General features: G+C 67.8%; 14 protein-coding genes. 10 read left to right on the plus strand and 4 right to left on the minus strand.

Features of this window, described 5'->3' with window-relative positions:
• Positions 1-21: 21 nt before the first annotated feature.
• Genes ACWDNU_RS22195 through ACWDNU_RS22205 form a run of 3 tightly spaced genes read right to left on the minus strand, consistent with a single transcriptional unit; the run spans position 22 to position 3,094 of the window.
• Positions 22-417 carry a Zn-ribbon domain-containing OB-fold protein gene (locus ACWDNU_RS22195; RefSeq protein WP_449670293.1) on the minus strand — a complete coding sequence of 132 codons (396 nt, stop codon included), beginning with the start codon at positions 415-417 and terminating at the stop codon, positions 22-24.
• Positions 408-1,586 carry a thiolase family protein gene (locus tag ACWDNU_RS22200; RefSeq protein ID WP_449670294.1) on the minus strand — a complete coding sequence of 393 codons (1,179 nt, stop codon included), beginning with the start codon at positions 1,584-1,586 and terminating at the stop codon, positions 408-410. The genes ACWDNU_RS22195 and ACWDNU_RS22200 overlap by 10 nt, the downstream gene beginning before the upstream one ends.
• The gene (locus tag ACWDNU_RS22205) at positions 1,583-3,094 is read right to left on the minus strand and encodes an AMP-binding protein (protein WP_449670296.1); all 1,512 of its coding nucleotides are present in this window, start codon (positions 3,092-3,094) and stop codon (positions 1,583-1,585) included. The genes ACWDNU_RS22200 and ACWDNU_RS22205 overlap by 4 nt, the downstream gene beginning before the upstream one ends.
• Before the next feature lie 147 nt (positions 3,095-3,241).
• Here ACWDNU_RS22205 and ACWDNU_RS22210 point away from each other — a divergent pair, with 147 nt between their 5' ends.
• Positions 3,242-4,147, plus strand: coding sequence for a nucleoside hydrolase (locus ACWDNU_RS22210; protein ID WP_449670297.1), 906 nt, complete (start codon positions 3,242-3,244; stop codon positions 4,145-4,147).
• Positions 4,148-4,598: 451 nt separating this feature from the next.
• On the opposite strand, the gene ACWDNU_RS22215 is transcribed toward ACWDNU_RS22210, so the two are convergent.
• On the minus strand, positions 4,599-5,192 hold the full coding sequence (locus ACWDNU_RS22215; RefSeq protein WP_449670298.1) for a YhjD/YihY/BrkB family envelope integrity protein: 594 nt from the start codon (positions 5,190-5,192) through the stop codon (positions 4,599-4,601).
• A gap of 140 nt (positions 5,193-5,332) precedes the next feature.
• Here ACWDNU_RS22215 and dnaK point away from each other — a divergent pair, with 140 nt between their 5' ends.
• From dnaK to ACWDNU_RS22260, 9 genes are read left to right on the plus strand one after another with little or no spacing between them, the layout of a single operon-like run.
• On the plus strand, positions 5,333-7,216 hold the full coding sequence (dnaK, locus tag ACWDNU_RS22220) for a molecular chaperone DnaK (protein WP_449670299.1): 1,884 nt from the start codon (positions 5,333-5,335) through the stop codon (positions 7,214-7,216).
• A 5-nt stretch (positions 7,217-7,221) separates the two neighbouring features.
• Complete coding sequence (locus ACWDNU_RS22225; protein WP_449670300.1) at positions 7,222-7,710, plus strand: nucleotide exchange factor GrpE; 489 nt, start codon at positions 7,222-7,224, stop codon at positions 7,708-7,710.
• Positions 7,710-8,630: a DnaJ C-terminal domain-containing protein gene (locus ACWDNU_RS22230; protein WP_449670301.1), complete on the plus strand. Its 921-nt coding sequence runs from the start codon at positions 7,710-7,712 to the stop codon at positions 8,628-8,630. The genes ACWDNU_RS22225 and ACWDNU_RS22230 overlap by 1 nt, the downstream gene beginning before the upstream one ends.
• Complete coding sequence (locus tag ACWDNU_RS22235; RefSeq protein ID WP_370935133.1) at positions 8,627-8,932, plus strand: chaperone modulator CbpM; 306 nt, start codon at positions 8,627-8,629, stop codon at positions 8,930-8,932. The genes ACWDNU_RS22230 and ACWDNU_RS22235 overlap by 4 nt, the downstream gene beginning before the upstream one ends.
• Positions 8,933-8,934: 2 nt before the next feature.
• Entirely contained in the window at positions 8,935-11,553 is a 2,619-nt protein-coding gene (clpB, locus tag ACWDNU_RS22240) for an ATP-dependent chaperone ClpB (RefSeq protein ID WP_449670302.1), read from the plus strand.
• A gap of 4 nt (positions 11,554-11,557) precedes the next feature.
• Positions 11,558-12,736 carry a PucR family transcriptional regulator gene (locus ACWDNU_RS22245; RefSeq protein WP_449670303.1) on the plus strand — a complete coding sequence of 393 codons (1,179 nt, stop codon included), beginning with the start codon at positions 11,558-11,560 and terminating at the stop codon, positions 12,734-12,736.
• Between the two features lie 2 nt (positions 12,737-12,738).
• Positions 12,739-13,071 (plus strand): hypothetical protein, encoded by a 333-nt coding sequence (locus ACWDNU_RS22250; RefSeq protein WP_449670304.1) that lies wholly within the window; start codon positions 12,739-12,741, stop codon positions 13,069-13,071.
• Complete coding sequence (locus ACWDNU_RS22255) at positions 13,068-13,985, plus strand: Dyp-type peroxidase (RefSeq protein WP_449670305.1); 918 nt, start codon at positions 13,068-13,070, stop codon at positions 13,983-13,985. Before ACWDNU_RS22250 ends, ACWDNU_RS22255 begins: the two co-directional genes overlap by 4 nt.
• A 4-nt stretch (positions 13,986-13,989) precedes the next feature.
• Positions 13,990-15,372 carry a glucose-6-phosphate dehydrogenase gene (locus ACWDNU_RS22260; RefSeq protein WP_449670306.1) on the plus strand — a complete coding sequence of 461 codons (1,383 nt, stop codon included), beginning with the start codon at positions 13,990-13,992 and terminating at the stop codon, positions 15,370-15,372.
• Position 15,373: the final 1 nt, after the last annotated feature.

Genomic DNA, 15,373 nt, shown 5'->3' on the forward strand with positions numbered 1-15,373 from the left:
TTGTCGAGTGAGGTCACCGTATCAACCAGCGAAACGCTCGGGGACGAACCAGTAGCGCGGCGTCTCGCTCGGGGCACCGATGCGCACGCGCACGGCCATCCCCGCCTCGGGCTCGGTTCCATCGGTCCGGACCTGGCCGAACACCATCGGCCCGCCGTCGTCGAGGGCGATCTGGCCGAGCGTGTACGGCGCGGGCAGCCCAGGTCGCGGGACGTGGACGGTCGTGTAAGTGACCAGCACGCCCGTCTCCGCGAAGGTGTGCTCGGCGGGTGCAGCTAGGCCGCATTTATGACACACCGCGCGCGCCGGAAACGATGTCGCGCCGCATTGTCCGCAACGGCTGCCGACGAGTGCCTGTCCGTTGTCGCGCGGCCGCTCGGCGGTGGTCGGAACCTGCAAGGCGGCGCTCAGTCCCATGGATCGGTCCTCTCCAGCAAATGCACACACGAGACAGCTGACTCGCCCTCCAGCCAGCCGCCGTTGTTGTGGGCGAGGCCGATGCGCGGACGCTCCGTCTGCCGTCCCGTCGCTTCGCCCCGCAACTGCCAGGTCAACTCGGCGATCTGGGCCAATCCGGTCGCCCCCACCGCGTGCCCGCGCGACGACAGCCCGCCGCTGGGATTGACCGGACGGGAGCCGTCGATCTGGGTCGTACCGCTGTCGAGCAGCGCGCCCGCGTCGCCCGGACTGCAGAAGCCGAGCTGCTCGTACGCGATGAGTTCGGCCGGAGCCATCGCGTCGTGGACCTCGGCGACGTCGACGTCCTTCGGCCCGACCCCCGCCTCCGTGTACGCCGCAGCCGCGCACAATTCGGTCAACGACGGCTCGTTCCCGGTGGTCGTATACCCGGTTGCTGCTTGCGACGCTCTAATGCGGACAGTCGGCTTGCTGTTGTCGCGGACCGCCCCACGCCGCGCCACCACGACCGCCGCCGCACCGTCGCAGATGGAACTGCACATGAGCAACGTCAACGGGTCAGCGATCGGCCGCGAACCCAGCACTTCTTCGGGGCTGACGACTTTCCGGTGCTGCGCATAGGGATTGCGCTCGCCATTGGCGTGACTCTTGACGGAAACGGCGACCAGATCGTCCACCGTCAGCCTGCCCGCCGCGATGAGCTTGCGCAGCCGCATCCCGTAGACCGCGGTGAACTGCAGTCCGATCCCGGATACCACGTCGAGGTCGCCCGCGGACTCCAGTGCCGCGAGCGTCCGGGAACGATCCTCCACGAACATCTTCTCCACGCCCGCGACCAGCACGACGTCCGCCGACCCGGCGCGGATCGAGAGAACGGCCTGGCGCAACGCAGTCGAGCCGCTCGCACAAGCGTTCTCGACGTTCGTGACCGGGATGCGCTCGATCCCGATCTCCCGCATGACCGACTGTCCGCGGATCATCTCCTGCCCCTGCAACAATCCTGCCATCGCATTGGCCGCGTACACCGCGTCGACGTCGCGCACCGCAAGCCCCGCGTCAACCAACGCGGACACACACGCGACGCGGTTGAGATCTTTCAGCGACGAGTTGGTGTACCGACCGAACGGATGCATCCCCACGCCTAAGATCTCAATGTCGTCGGTGTTCACTCGAACCCTCCGATCAGCTTGTCGCGCAATGCGACCCGGTCGACCTTCCCGTACGGTGTGCGCGGAATGGCGTCCCAAATCTCGAGCCTTCTCGGCGTGCGAATCCCCAGCCGCGGCCGGACAAACTCGATCAATTCCTGACTGGACGCCGCCTGCGCGTCCCGCAACCGCACCACCGCCGTGACCGCATCGCCCCAGCGCGGGTCGGGAAGGCCGAGCACCACCGCCTCGCTGACCGCCGCGTGCGCCGACAGTTCGTTTTCCACCTCGCGAGGCGCGATGTTGTACCCGCCGGAATTGATCATTTCGTCATTGCGCCCTTGGAGGTGAATGAACCCGCGCTCGTCGGCCCGGGCGAGATCTTTGGTGCGCAACCACCCGTCCACCAGAACCGCAGCCGTAGCCTCGGGTTTGCGGTGATAGCCGGACATCAGATGCGACCCGCGCACATAAACCTCCCCGATCTCGCCCGGCCGCACAACCCTGCCGTCCCCGTCTCGCACCTCGACCGCCACCGACCGCCAAGGCCTTCCCGCGGACTGTCTCGCCTGCGCGTCAAGATGATCGGACTTGCTGAGACAGGTGATCGTCATCGGTGCCTCGGACTGCCCGTAGTCCTGCACCAACGTCGGCCCGAACCGATCGAGCGCGCGCTCCAGTACCGGCAACGCGACGCTCGACGCTCCGTAGGCGATCGTTTCGAAACCCCACTCGCCGTGCGCCGCGTCCAGCAACGGTTCGAGCATCGCGGGAACCGCCTTGAGCGTACGGAAATGCCCCTCGCGGGATCGCTGCCAGACCTCATCGGGATCGAACTTGGGCATGACATGCACGCCCGCGCCGCTGATCAGATACGGCAGCACGAAGTACCCCGACGCGTGCGAAACGGCCTGGGTAAGCAAAATCCTCTCGCCCTCACGGACCGGTGACAGCTCCAGCAGCAGATTCAACGCCACCTCGCGCAACGCCCGATGCGACAGGACGACTCCCTTGGGCCGTCCGGTCGTCCCTGAGGTGTAGGAAATCCACGCCGCGCCTTCAGGATCGTCGTCCCGCAACACCGGCTCGCTCTTTGCTTCTGAGATGAGACCCTCGTACGAGTGCTCGAAACCTGGGTGCTTTTCGAAGGGGATCGCCTGGAGTCCGAATTCCTCCGCCAGCGCGTGCGCCTCCGCCGCGAACCTCGGCGCGAAGAAGAGCGCTCGGAGTCCGGCATCCTCGGCTACGTAACGGAAATCCTCCAGATGCAGCCGAGCGTTGAGCGCCACCCGAACCCGCCGTCCGAGAGCGAGAGCGCAGTCGGTCTCGACGAACTCCGTGCGGTTGTCGGACAGAATCCCGACACTCGCGCTCTCCGGGATGCCGAGTGCGTCGAGGGAGTTGGCCACCCGCTCGGCGCGGTCGAGAAGCTCGCTGAAGGTGCGAGCCGTACGCCCGTCGTCGACCGCCGTGAGGCCCCGGTAGGAGGCCCCCGCCCGGCGGAGCAAGTAGGCGGTGTCGAGAACCATCCGAGCGGCCTCCCTTGCTGAGTGTGTTTCATCTGGTGACAAGAACGTATTGTCTGATGAAACGACCTGTCAAGAGGGTGCCTCCGCCGGGCAGGTGGGCGGCACCGAAGAATTGCGCCGCTTGCGGGCTCCTGGAGAAGATGTCCTATGGCAACAACGACCACCGTCATCGTCGATCAGGACGGCGGTGTTGACGACGCGCTTGCCCTCGTTCTCCTGGCCCGCACCCCTGGTGTCGAGATCGTCGGCGTGGGTTCGGTGCACGGCAACGTGTCCGCGGCTGCCGCGGCTGACAACGGCTTGCGGGCGCTCGAGATCGCAGGCGATCATTCGACGCCGGTGGCAGTGGGGGCGTCGGAACCGCTTGCGCGCCCACTGCATCTCGCGCACCCGGAAGATCTCCTGGGCAAGGCGGCGGGCTCGCCGAAACGGAAGCCCGTGCGGGAGGAAACCGCCGCCGCCCAAATGGTGCGCCTTGCTCGGGAGAACCCCGGTCGGGTCGATCTCCTGACTCTGGGCCCGCTCACCAATGTCGCGATCGCCCTGGACGCCGAACCCGACTTGCCCACGCTGGTCCGACGCGTGGTGTCGATGGCCGGAGCGTTCGAGGTGAAGGGCAACATCAGCGACTGCGCCGAAAGCAACGTGTGGCACGATCCCGAGGCAGCCGCCCAGGTCGCGGCGGCTGGGTTCGACCTGACGCTGGTCCCTCTCGATGTGACCCGAAAGGCCACCGTCACCCGGCTATGGCTAGAACGCCTCGCCGCGGATCAAGACCGGTTGTGGGGACGCATGGCGGCGGTGCTCCTTGCCTTGCCGGGGAAGCTGCCGGCTTTCCCGCTCCATGATCCGCTGGCCGCCGTGATCCTGCTCGACCCGACGATCGCCGGGCTTCACCGCACGTCGGTCACGGTCGACCTCGGGGAGCAGCGGCGTGGGCAGACCCGAGCCGTCAAGGCCGAGCACCCGGCGGGGTCGGCTGTCGCCGTCGCCGCTGACACCAGTACGTTGCTTGAGCAGTTGACGCACGCTTTGATGCCTGGCCGCGCCTGACGCCGTCGGGGCTCACCCAGGCTGAAGACCTGATTTCCGTTTCCGAGGACGATCTCAGGTGGTACTACTTCCTCGGCCAGCTTTCGATGGCCCACGCCGACGTCGAAATCGGGCCTTCGTGGAGCTTGATCCTCTGTTCGACGCAATGTGCAGCGTGCAGAACGTAATGAGGTCCGCCCGGGAAGGAAGCGGGGACGGGCGACTCCGACCTACCTGGAAACCACATTGCAGTGCTCCGTCGACGAATTCGTGGCCGCCGGGACGAGGTTCATCGCAGGAGAACTGCAACGGGTGACGCTGGAGTATCCGTCGCTGGCCGGTAACCGAGCCGCGCGTGCGCTGGCGCAGGACGTGGGTTTGAAGTGATGTCAACGGTGCTTGCCGGTGGCAGTCCAAGCCGCGCACAGCAGCAGCAACTGGATGCTCAAATCGACAAACGCCAGAAACCCGATCACCGGCCTGAATACGCGCCAATAGCGGCACCAGCCCAAACACTGCGCAACGGCACCGGGCACCGGGGGAATTTCGCCAGTACCACCAAGAAGACCGCCCAATTGGCGACCAGGGCGCAAGCGGTCAGCAGAATCCCGGACCGGACAAAGGTGAGTGCGCCCGAAGCGGCGAGACTGACGCTGAGCCCCAGCAGCGCGGCGAAATCGTAGAGAACAGCCCGAAACACGCCGCGGCGAGCAGGAGCGTCCCCGTGCTGCAGGGGCAGAGCCTCGCGAAGGTGGCGCATCCACCCGAGACCGGAGTAGGCGGCGGCACCCAGTCCGGTTAGGCCGACGGCGGTGCGTGACGCGATCGCGCTGTCGACCAGGTCGAGCGCCTGCCGGTGCAATGCCGGAGGAACCTGCGCCAGGGCGAACGTCTGGAACTGCTCCAGCAAGGCATGGTCGTTCGCCAGCACGGTGAAGTAGGTGATCGCGGCGGTGCAGGCGGTGCCTCCGCGAAATTGTACGACTTGATCGCACGCAGTAGATGAGCCACGCGGTGAAGCTAGCCGATTGTGCGGCGGAACAATATTCTTTGGTGCGGCCCACAATCGTCAGGCGAATGCGCTGGAAAAGGCGAAAGCGAAAACCATTTCGTGTTGACGCCACTTTCCGCCTCCAGTACACCAGACCTCGAACTCGTCCTGTCCCGAGGCTTCGGACAGGAACAAACCCGGAAAGGAACGGCGTCGTGGCGAAAGCGGTGGGCATCGACCTGGGGACGACCAACTCGGTCATCGCGGTGCTGGAGGGCGGCCAGCCCGAGGTGATCGCCAACGCGGACGGGGCCCGGACGACTCCGTCGGTGGTCGCGTACACCGATTCGGGCGAGCGGCTCGTCGGCCAGCTCGCGCGGCGGCAGGCGATCATGAATCCGAAGGGCACGATTTCGTCGGCGAAGCGGTTCATCGGCCGTCGCTACGACGAAGTCGCCAGTGAGATCGACGCGGTCTCCTACGACGTCGTGCCGGGGCCGGACGACGCGGTGCGGTTCGACGTGCACGGCAAGAAATACGCGCCGGAGGAGGTTTCGGCGCTCGTGTTGCGCAAGCTGGTCGACGACGCGTCGAAGTTTCTCGGCGAGAAGGTGACCGAGGCGGTCATTACGGTTCCGGCGTATTTCAACGACGCGCAGCGCCAGGCCACCAAGGACGCGGGTCGCATCGCGGGGCTCGAGGTATTGCGGATCATCAACGAGCCGACCGCGGCGGCGCTGGCTTACGGGTTGGACAAGAAACAGCATGAAACCGTGCTGGTGTTCGACCTCGGCGGCGGCACGTTCGACGTCAGCGTTCTGGACATCGGCGACGGTGTGGTCGAGGTTCGTTCCACCGCGGGCGACACGCATTTGGGCGGCGACGACTTCGACCGTCGGGTCGTCGATCATCTCGCGGACCAGTTCGAGCAGGAGAACGGCATCGATCTGCGGAAAGATCCCCAAGCGCTGCAACGGTTGTTCGAGGCCGCGTCGAAGGCGAAGGAAGAGCTGTCCTCGGTCACGCAGACCACGATCAACCTGCCGTTCATCACTGCGGACGGCTCCGGCCCGAAGCATCTCAACACCACGCTGATGCGCTCCACCTTCGATCAGATCACCGCAGACCTTGTCGACCGGTGCAAGGTGCCGGTGGAGCAGGCGCTCGCCGACGCGAAGCTCACCGCGCACGACATCGACGAGGTGATCCTGGTCGGCGGTTCGACGCGCATCCCGGCGGTGCAGGCGCTGGTACGGCGGATGACCGGCGGCAAAGACCCGAACATGACGGTCAACCCGGACGAGGTCGTCGCCCTCGGCGCGGCGGTCCAGGCGGCCATCATCAAGGGCGAGGCCAAGGACGTCCTGCTGCTCGACGTCACCCCGCTGTCGCTGGGCATCGAGACGATGGGCGGCGTGATGACCAAGGTCATCGACCGCAACACCACGATTCCGGCCCGGCGCAAGGAAACCTTCTCCACGGCCGAGGACAATCAGTCCGCTGTGGACATCGTCGTCCTGCAGGGCGAGCGCGAGAAGGCGGCGGACAACCGGGTGCTCGGCCGGTTCCGGCTCGAGAACATCCCGCCGGCGCCGCGCGGCGTGCCGCAGATCGAGGTCACCTACGACATCGACGCCAACGGCATCCTCAACGTCTCGGCCAAGGACACCAATTCCGGCCGGGAACAGGCCATCACCATCTCCGAAAGCTCCAATTTGGACTCCGCGGACGTCGACCGCATGGTCGCCGACGCCGAGGCGCACCGGGCCGAGGACGCCAAGCTGCGCGAGGTTGTCGACGCCCGCAACACGCTCGACAGCGCCGTTTACCAGGTGGAGAAAAGCATCACCGAGCTCGGCGACGCGGTGCCGGTCAACGAGAAGGCCCGCGCGGAGAACCTTGCCGTGGACGCCCGGGACCTCCTCAAACAGGACGACCCGAGCCTGGAGAAGCTGCGGTCGATGACGTCGGAGCTCCAGCAGTTGTTCCACGGTCTGGCCGCGGTCGCGTCCACCGCAGGCGACACGACCGGCGTACATTCCACGGGTAACGGCGACGACGGTGACGACGTGGTCGACGCCGAATTCACCACCTCCTGATCGCCATGGAGAACCAGCAGCAAGACGCGGCCACGGAAGACAACACAGACGTCTCCTGGCTTCAGCAGAGGGTCGCCGAGCTGGAGAACAACTGGCGCACGGCGATGGCCGACCTGGACAACCTCCGCAAACGCACCGCGCGGGACACCGTCCAGGTGCGCCAGCAAGAACGCAAGCGGGCCGCCAAAGAACTGCTGACCGTGCTGGACAATTTGGACCTGGCCATCGGGCACGCCGAGGCAGATCCCAAGTCCATCGTCTCCGGCGTCGAGGCGGTGCGCGCACAGGCCGACACGGCGATGGCCAACCTCGGCTTCCCCCGGCACGCGGACGAGCAGGGGGCCCCGTTCGATCCGCAGCTGCACGAGGCTGTGTCGGTCATTCCGGCGGTAGGCCTCGATCCCGGCACCGTGGTCGAGGTCGTGCGCCCCGGTTACGGCGACGCGGACAACCAGCTGCGGCCCGCGGCGGTCGTGGTCGCGAAGGCGGATTGATGAGCGACAGCGAGGACTTTTACCAGCTGCTCGGCGTCTCCCGGACGGCGAGCCAGGACGAGATCCAGAAGGCGTACCGAAAACTCGCCCGCAAGTACCACCCGGACATCAACAAGGACCCGGGTGCGGAGGAGAAGTTCAAGGCCGTTTCCGAGGCTTACGACGTGCTCTCCGAACCGGAGAAACGCAAGCGCTACGACGCGTTCGGCAAGGACTTCCGGCAGGTTCCCCCGGACATGGACCCGGAAACCTACGCTCGCGCCAAGTCCGGAGGCGGTTTTCAAGGCGGTTTCCAGAGCGCCGAAGGAGTCAACTTCGAGGACCTCTTCGGCGGCATGTTCGGCGGCGGCTTCGGTCGCCAGCCGCGCGGCCCGATCCCCGGTGCCGACCAGGAAGCCGGGGTCGAAATCCGCCTGGACGAGGCCTTCCACGGCGGTCGGCGGTCGTTCACCCTCGACGGTCCGGAGGGTTCGCGCACCGTCGACGTCAACATTCCGGCCGGAGTGATCGACGGCAAGCGCATCCGGCTGGCCGGGCAGGGCGGCTACGGCAGCGGCGAAGGCGCACCGCGCGGCGACCTCTACCTGGTGGTGCATCTGGTGCACGACAAGCGCTACCAGATCGAAGGACGGGACGTGACCGTCGATCTTCCTTTGCTGCCTTCGGAAGCGGCACTGGGCGCAACTGTCGCCATGGATCTCCCCGGCGGCGGTGAAGCGAAGCTGAAGATCGCGGCAGGCACGTCCAGCGGACGGAAGCTGCGATTGCGCGGACGCGGAATCCCGAATTCGCGGGGAAATCCCGGCGATCTGTACGCCGCGGTCAAGATCGTCGTCCCCAAGGACCTGACCGACGAGCAGCGCAAGCTCTACGAGGAATTGGCCGCGGCCACCGACGACAACCCGAGGAGGCCGGGATGACCTACGCGCTTGTGCGCCGCAGCCCCGGCGGGGCGCATCTGGATCTGCCGACGTTCGCGCACGCGACCGGCCTGCATCCGGAGCTGGTCCGCCGGTTCACCGTGCTGGGCCTGCTGGAACCGGTCGAGGACGCGCGCGGCGAGTGGTGGTATCCGGTCGCGCAGGTGTCCGCGGCGGCCCGGATCCAGCGGCTGCGCGCCGGATTCTCGCTGAACTACGCGGCGGTCGGCCTGGTCGCCGACCTGCTCGACCGCATCGCGGACCTCGAAACGGACCTTCGATCCCGACGCAGCGGAGACTGATCATGGATCCCAACCGGCTCACCCAGAAGTCCCAGGAAGCGCTGCACGACGCCCAGACCTCGGCGCTGCGGTACGGCCAGCCGGAGGTCGACGGCGAACACCTGCTGCTCGCGTTGCTCGATCAGCCCGACGGGCTCGCGTCGCGGCTCCTCGACGAAGCGGGCGCGGATCCGGCCCGGCTCAAGCAAGAGCTGGAAACCGAGCTTGGCCGCCGTCCCAAGGTGAGCGGCCCCGGTGTCACGCCTGGCGAAACCCGCGTGACCGCTCGGCTCGCGCGGGTGCTCGACGCGGCCGATCGCGAAGCGGGGCGGTTGAAGGACGATTACGTGTCCGTCGAACACCTCGTGGCGGCGTTGCTGGAGGAGGGCAGTTCGAGCGCGGCCGGACGATTGTTGCGCGGGGCGGGGCTGACGCGGGACAAGTTCCTGGAGGTGCTGCGGAAGGTGCGCGGCAACCAGCGGGTGACGTCGGCGACGCCGGAATCTGCTTACGAGGCGTTGGAAAAGTACGGCCGCGACCTCGTCGCCGACGCGGCGGCGGGCAAGCTGGACCCGGTGATCGGACGCGACGCGGAGATCCGCCGGGTGATTCAGATCTTGTCGCGCAAGACGAAGAACAACCCGGTGCTGACCGGTGATCCGGGTGTGGGCAAGACCGCGATCGTGGAGGGGCTCGCGCAGCGCATCGACCGCGGCGACGTGCCGGAGGGGCTCAAGGGCAAGACGGTGTTCTCGCTCGATCTCGGCGCGCTGGTCGCGGGCGCGAAGTACCGGGGCGAGTTCGAGGAGCGGCTCAAGGCCGTGCTCAACGAGGTGACCGCCGCGGAGGGCCGGATCCTGTTGTTCGTCGACGAGCTGCACACGGTCGTCGGCGCGGGTGCCACCGAGGGTGCGATGGACGCGGGCAACATGCTCAAGCCGATGCTGGCGCGCGGCGAGCTGCATCTGATCGGCGCGACGACGGCGGACGAGTATCGCAAGTACATCGAGAAGGACGCCGCGCTGGAGCGGCGGTTCCAGCCGGTGCTGGTGGACGAGCCGTCGGTCGAGGACGCGATTTCGATCATGCGCGGGCTGCGCGAGCGGCTCGAGGTGTTCCACGGCGTGAAGATCCAGGACAGCGCGCTGGTCGCGGCGGTGGTGCTGAGCCATCGCTATATTTCGGACCGGTTCCTGCCGGACAAGGCGATTGACCTGGTGGACGAGGCGTGCGCGATGCTGCGCACGGAGATCGACTCGATGCCGGCCGAGCTGGACGAGCTGAGCCGGCGGCTGACCCGCACGGAGATCGAGGAAGCGGCGCTGGCGAAGGAAGCCGACGCGGCGAGCAAGGCGCGGCTCGAGGAATTGCGTCGCGAGCTGGTCGATCTGCGGGCCGAGGCGGGCGGGATGCGGACGCAGTGGGAGGCGGAGCGCTCGGCGTTGCACAAGGTTCAGGCGCTGCGCGAGGAGATCGAGCAGGTCAGCCGGGACGCCGATTCCGCCGAACGCGCTTACGACTTGAACAAGGCCGCCGAATTGCGGCACGGCAAGCTCCCGGAGCTGGAGCGTCGGTTGGAGGGCGAGGAAGAGCTGCTCGCCACGCGGCAGGCGGGCACCCGGTTGCTGCGCGAGGTCGTGACGGAGGAGGAGATCGCGGCGGTCGTGTCGCGGTGGACCGGCATTCCGGTGAGCCGCCTGCAGGAGGGCGAGCGGTCGAAGCTGCTGCGCCTGGACGAATTGCTGCACGACCGCGTGATCGGTCAGGACGAGGCGGTGCAGCTGGTCGCGGACGCGATCATCCGGGCGCGGTCGCGGATCAAGGATCCGCGCCGTCCGATCGGGTCGTTCCTGTTCCTGGGCCCGACCGGCGTCGGCAAGACCGAGCTGGCGAAGGCGCTCGCCGCGGATCTGTTCGACACCGAGGACAACATCGTCCGGATCGACATGAGCGAGTACCAGGAGCGGCACACGGTGTCGCGGCTCGTCGGCGCGCCGCCCGGGTATGTCGGCTACGACGAGGGCGGCCAGCTCACCGAGGCGGTGCGGCGCAAACCGTACTCGGTGGTGCTGTTCGACGAGATCGAGAAGGCGCACGCGGACGTCTTCAATACGCTGCTGCAGGTGCTCGACGACGGGCGGTTGACTGATTCGCAGGGCCGCACGGTCGACTTCCGCAACACCGTCATCATCATGACCTCCAACATCGGCGCGCACTTCCTGCTCGACGGAGTGAACGCCGAGGGCGAGATCACCGAGTCCGCGCGCGACGAGGTGATGGCGGCGCTGCGCGGGCATTTCCGGCCGGAGTTCCTCAACCGGATCGACGACATCGTCCTGTTCAAACCGTTGACGCTGCCGGAGATCGAGCGGGTCGTCGAACTGATGCTGGGCGATCTGCGCACGCGGCTCGCCGAGCAGAACATGACTCTGGAGGTGTCGGACAAGGCGCTGCGCTTCATCGCGGAACAGGGCTTCGACCCGGTCTACGGCGCCCGGCCGCTGCGCCGGTTCCTCGCCCGCGAGGTCGAGACCCGGATCGGCCGCGCGCTGCTCGGCGGCGAAGCGCACGACAACACGACCATCGACGTCAGCCTCGACGACGGCACGCTCACGGTGACGTGCCGGGACACCGTGGCCTGAGCCGATGACTATGGGCGGACTCGTCGCTTGGGCTCAGCCGCGACTGCCGCGGCTGATCGACGAGATCTGCGCGGCGGCGTGCGAACGGATCGACCTCTACCGGGACGAGAAGCTCGTGCCGCGCGCGGACCTGCACCGCTCGATCGCGGTCAACGTGCGGTTCCTGGTCGACGCGCTCGGCGGCATCGAAACCCCGGACCAGGGTGCCCCGCAGGAGACCGGCAGCCGGCGGGCGCACCAGGGCGCGCCGCTGCCGGAGGTGCTGCAGGTGTACCGGATCGGCTGCGCGATGCTGTGGGACCTGCTTGCCGCCCACGCGCGCGAGACCGGCAGCGTCGACGTGCTGATCGACGCGGCGAGCCTGCTCTGGCAGGTCACCGACGAGCACGCGGTCCGCGTGACCGAGGCGTACCGGGCGGCGAGCGCGGAACTTCTCGTCGCCCAGCAACGCCGCCGCTCCGCTCTGGCCGAAGCACTTTTCACTGGTCAGCGCCTCTCCGAAGCCGGGCCGTGGGAAGCCGGACGGCTGCTCGGCCTGCCGCTCGACGGGAAACTCGCCGTCGTCGCGGCAGAGACCCGTGGGCTGGCCGAGGAGAGCCTCCCCGGCATCGAACGGCGGCTCGGGCAGCTCGGCATTGTGTCGGCGTGGCAGCTCACTCCGGCCCTGCAAGCCGGGGTCGTGTCGGTGCGCGACGAGCAGTACAGCGCCGTGCTGACCGTGCTCAATGAGGTCGCGTTGACCCGCACCGGCGTCAGCCCGCTGTACACGTCGCTGGCCGACACCCCGCGCGCGCTGCACCTGGCGCGGACTGCGTTGGCCGGTACGCCGCCGGAACGCGTCGAGGTCCGCGCGTTCGATCCCAGCCCGCTGGCCGCGCTCGTCGCGTACGACCCCGACGAAGGCCGGAGGCTCGGAGACCAGGTCTTCGGCCCGGTCCTGGATTTGCCCGCCGACGAACGCGACCTGCTGCTGGAGACGCTCGAGGCGTACTTCTCCGGCGGCGGTTCTTCCGAACGCGCCGGACAGACTTTGCACTGCCACGCCAACACGGTCCGCTACCGGCTGCGGCGGATCCGGGAACTCACCGACCGGTCGCTGACCGATCCTCGTGACCTGGCCGAGCTTGTCACCGCGATGCAAGCGCTGCGCATCGAGATTCCAGCCCACTCTCAAAGGGATTGACCATGAACCAGATCACCGCGAAAACCCTCGGCACTCCCGGCGGAGGCCTCTTCGCCAACCCGTGGCCGCCGGACTTCCCGGCCGCCGGACAGCGCGTCGCGATCTTCGCGTACGAGGTCACCAGGGTCGACGGCACCGACGAGGACACCATCCGCACGTATCACGTCGGCCCGGCCGAAACCGCCGCGCAGGGCCCGATTTCGAGCCACGACGAGCCGCAGGGCATCACCACGGCCTGGCGCGGCTGCGGCACCGGCACGGTCACGTCGATGTCGGCTCCGCTGGACCGCGAACGCACCTGCGAGGTCGTCCCGGACGAGGCAGGTCTTCTGTGACGACTCCGCAACCGGTTCTGGCCCAGCTGAGCGAAAGCGCGACTTTCCTGACGCTGACCATCAATCCCGGGGGAGAGGCCGCTGTCCGCGACCTGCTGCCCGATCTCGCCGGGCTGGTCCGTTCGGTGGCGTTCCCGCTGCCGGAAGAACGCCTCACCTGCGTGACGGGGTTCGGCTCGCAAGCCTGGGACCGGCTTTTCACCGGTCCGCGCCCGCCCGGCCTGCACCCGTTCCAGGAACTGACCGGTTCGCGGCACCACGCGCCCGCCACGCCCGGCGACGTCTTCCTGCACATCCGCGCGACCCGGCAGTACCCGTGCTTCGAACTGGCCCGGCGGGTGGCGACCCGGCTCGGCGACGCGGTCTCGGTGTACGACGCCACCCCCGGGTTCCGCTACTTCGACCGCCGCGACCTGCTCGGCTACGTCGACGGCACGGAGAACCCCACCGACGCGGCCGCGGCCCGCGCAGCGCTCATCAGCGAAGGCCCCTTCACGGGCGGATCCTTCCTGATCGTGCAGAAATACCTCCACGACCTCGCGAAGTGGACGGCGATGCCGGTGGAGGAACGCGACGAGTCCGTCGGCCGGCACCTGGCCGACGACGTCGAGATCCCGGACGCGCAGAAGGCCCCGGATTCGCACGTCGCGCGCACCACCATCGAGGACCCGGACGGCACCGAACACAAGATCCTGCGCGACAACATGCCCTTCGGCTCCATCGCCCGCGGCGAGTACGGCACCTACTTTTGCGGCTACGCGGCCGATCCCGCAGTGACCGAGAAGATGCTGGAGCGGATGTTCGTCGCCGACCCGCCGGACCGGCTCCTCGACGTCTCGACCGCGGTCACCGGCAGCCTGTTCTTCGTGCCCCCGGCCGATTTCCTCGACGACCCGCCGGTCCGGCAGGGCTGAACCGATGGCGGACTGGAACGCCGGAGCCCTGGTGATCTTCGGGATCACCGGGGACCTCGCGGCGAAAATGACCCTGCCCGCGCTGTACCGGCTCGAACAGCGCGGTTCATTGCGGTGTCCGGTCATCGGCACCGCCACCGCCGCGTTGTCCCAGGCCGAGTTCACCGAACTCGCCCGCCGCTCGATCGAGAAGGCGATCGACGACTTCGACGACGCGGTGTTCATTCGGCTCGCCCGGCGGATGACCTACCTCAGCGGCGGAGCCACGGATCCCGAGCTGTACCAGGCACTTTCCTCGCAACTGACGGCCCGGCCGCTGTACTACCTGGCGCTGCCGCCTTCGCTGTTCGCCCCCGTCGTCGACCACCTGGCCGCCGCCGGTCTGCTGGCCGACGCCCGCGTAGCGCTGGAGAAACCCTTCGGCGCCGACCTGGCGTCGGCACAGGAATTGCGGCGGCGGCTGAGCGAGGTCCTCGACGAGAAGCAGGTGCTCCTCGTCGATCACTTCCTCGGCAAGGAACCGGTCACCGAAATCGAATACCTGCGGTTCGCCAACCACGTGCTCGCCGAACTGTGGGACCGCGACAGCGTGGCCGCGATCCAGATCACCATGGCCGAGAAACTGGACGTCGCCGGGCGGGGACGGTTCTACGACCGCGTCGGGGCACTGCGCGACGTCGTGCAAAACCATCTGCTGCAACTGCTGGCGCTGGTGGCGATGGACGCGCCGGTCGGGTCGAGCGTGGCGGACCTGCGGGCGAAGAAACTCGAAGTGTTCCGGGCGATCCCGGCCGTCGAACCGGGCGACTGCGTGCGCGGCCAGTACGAGGGCTACCAGGGCGTGCACGGGGTCGAGGCCGGGTCGAACACCGAAACCTACGTCGCGCTCAAACTGTCGATCGACGACTGGCGCTGGGCCGGGGTGCCGATCTTCCTGCGAGCGGGCAAATGCCTCCCCGCTCAGGCCACCGAAGTCCGGCTGTTCTTCAAGAACACGCCCCGCTTGCGGTTCCTGCCCGACGCCGCACAGGTCGAGGCCAACCAGCTGGTGCTGCGAATCTCGCCGGACCCGGCTTTCCGGCTGCGACTGTCCGGATTGGACAGTGCACAGCAATGGCGTCCAGTGCGCCTGGACACGACCTTCGAACGGGACCTGGGCACGCCGCGGACACCGTACGAACGTCTGCTGGCCGACGCTCTTGTGGGCGACGACCGGCTGTTCGCCTGGCAGGACGCCGTCGAGGAAAGCTGGCGGATTCTGCGGCCAGCACTGGCCTACCCGCGTCCGGCACGGCTGTACGCGCCCGGGACATGGGGACCTTCCGCCGCGGATGACCTGGTGGACGGATATCCGGCTTGGCAGTCGCCCTGGCTGTCCGCCGGCTAGG

The sequence above is a fragment of the Amycolatopsis sp. NPDC003676 genome, from assembly GCF_053587275.1.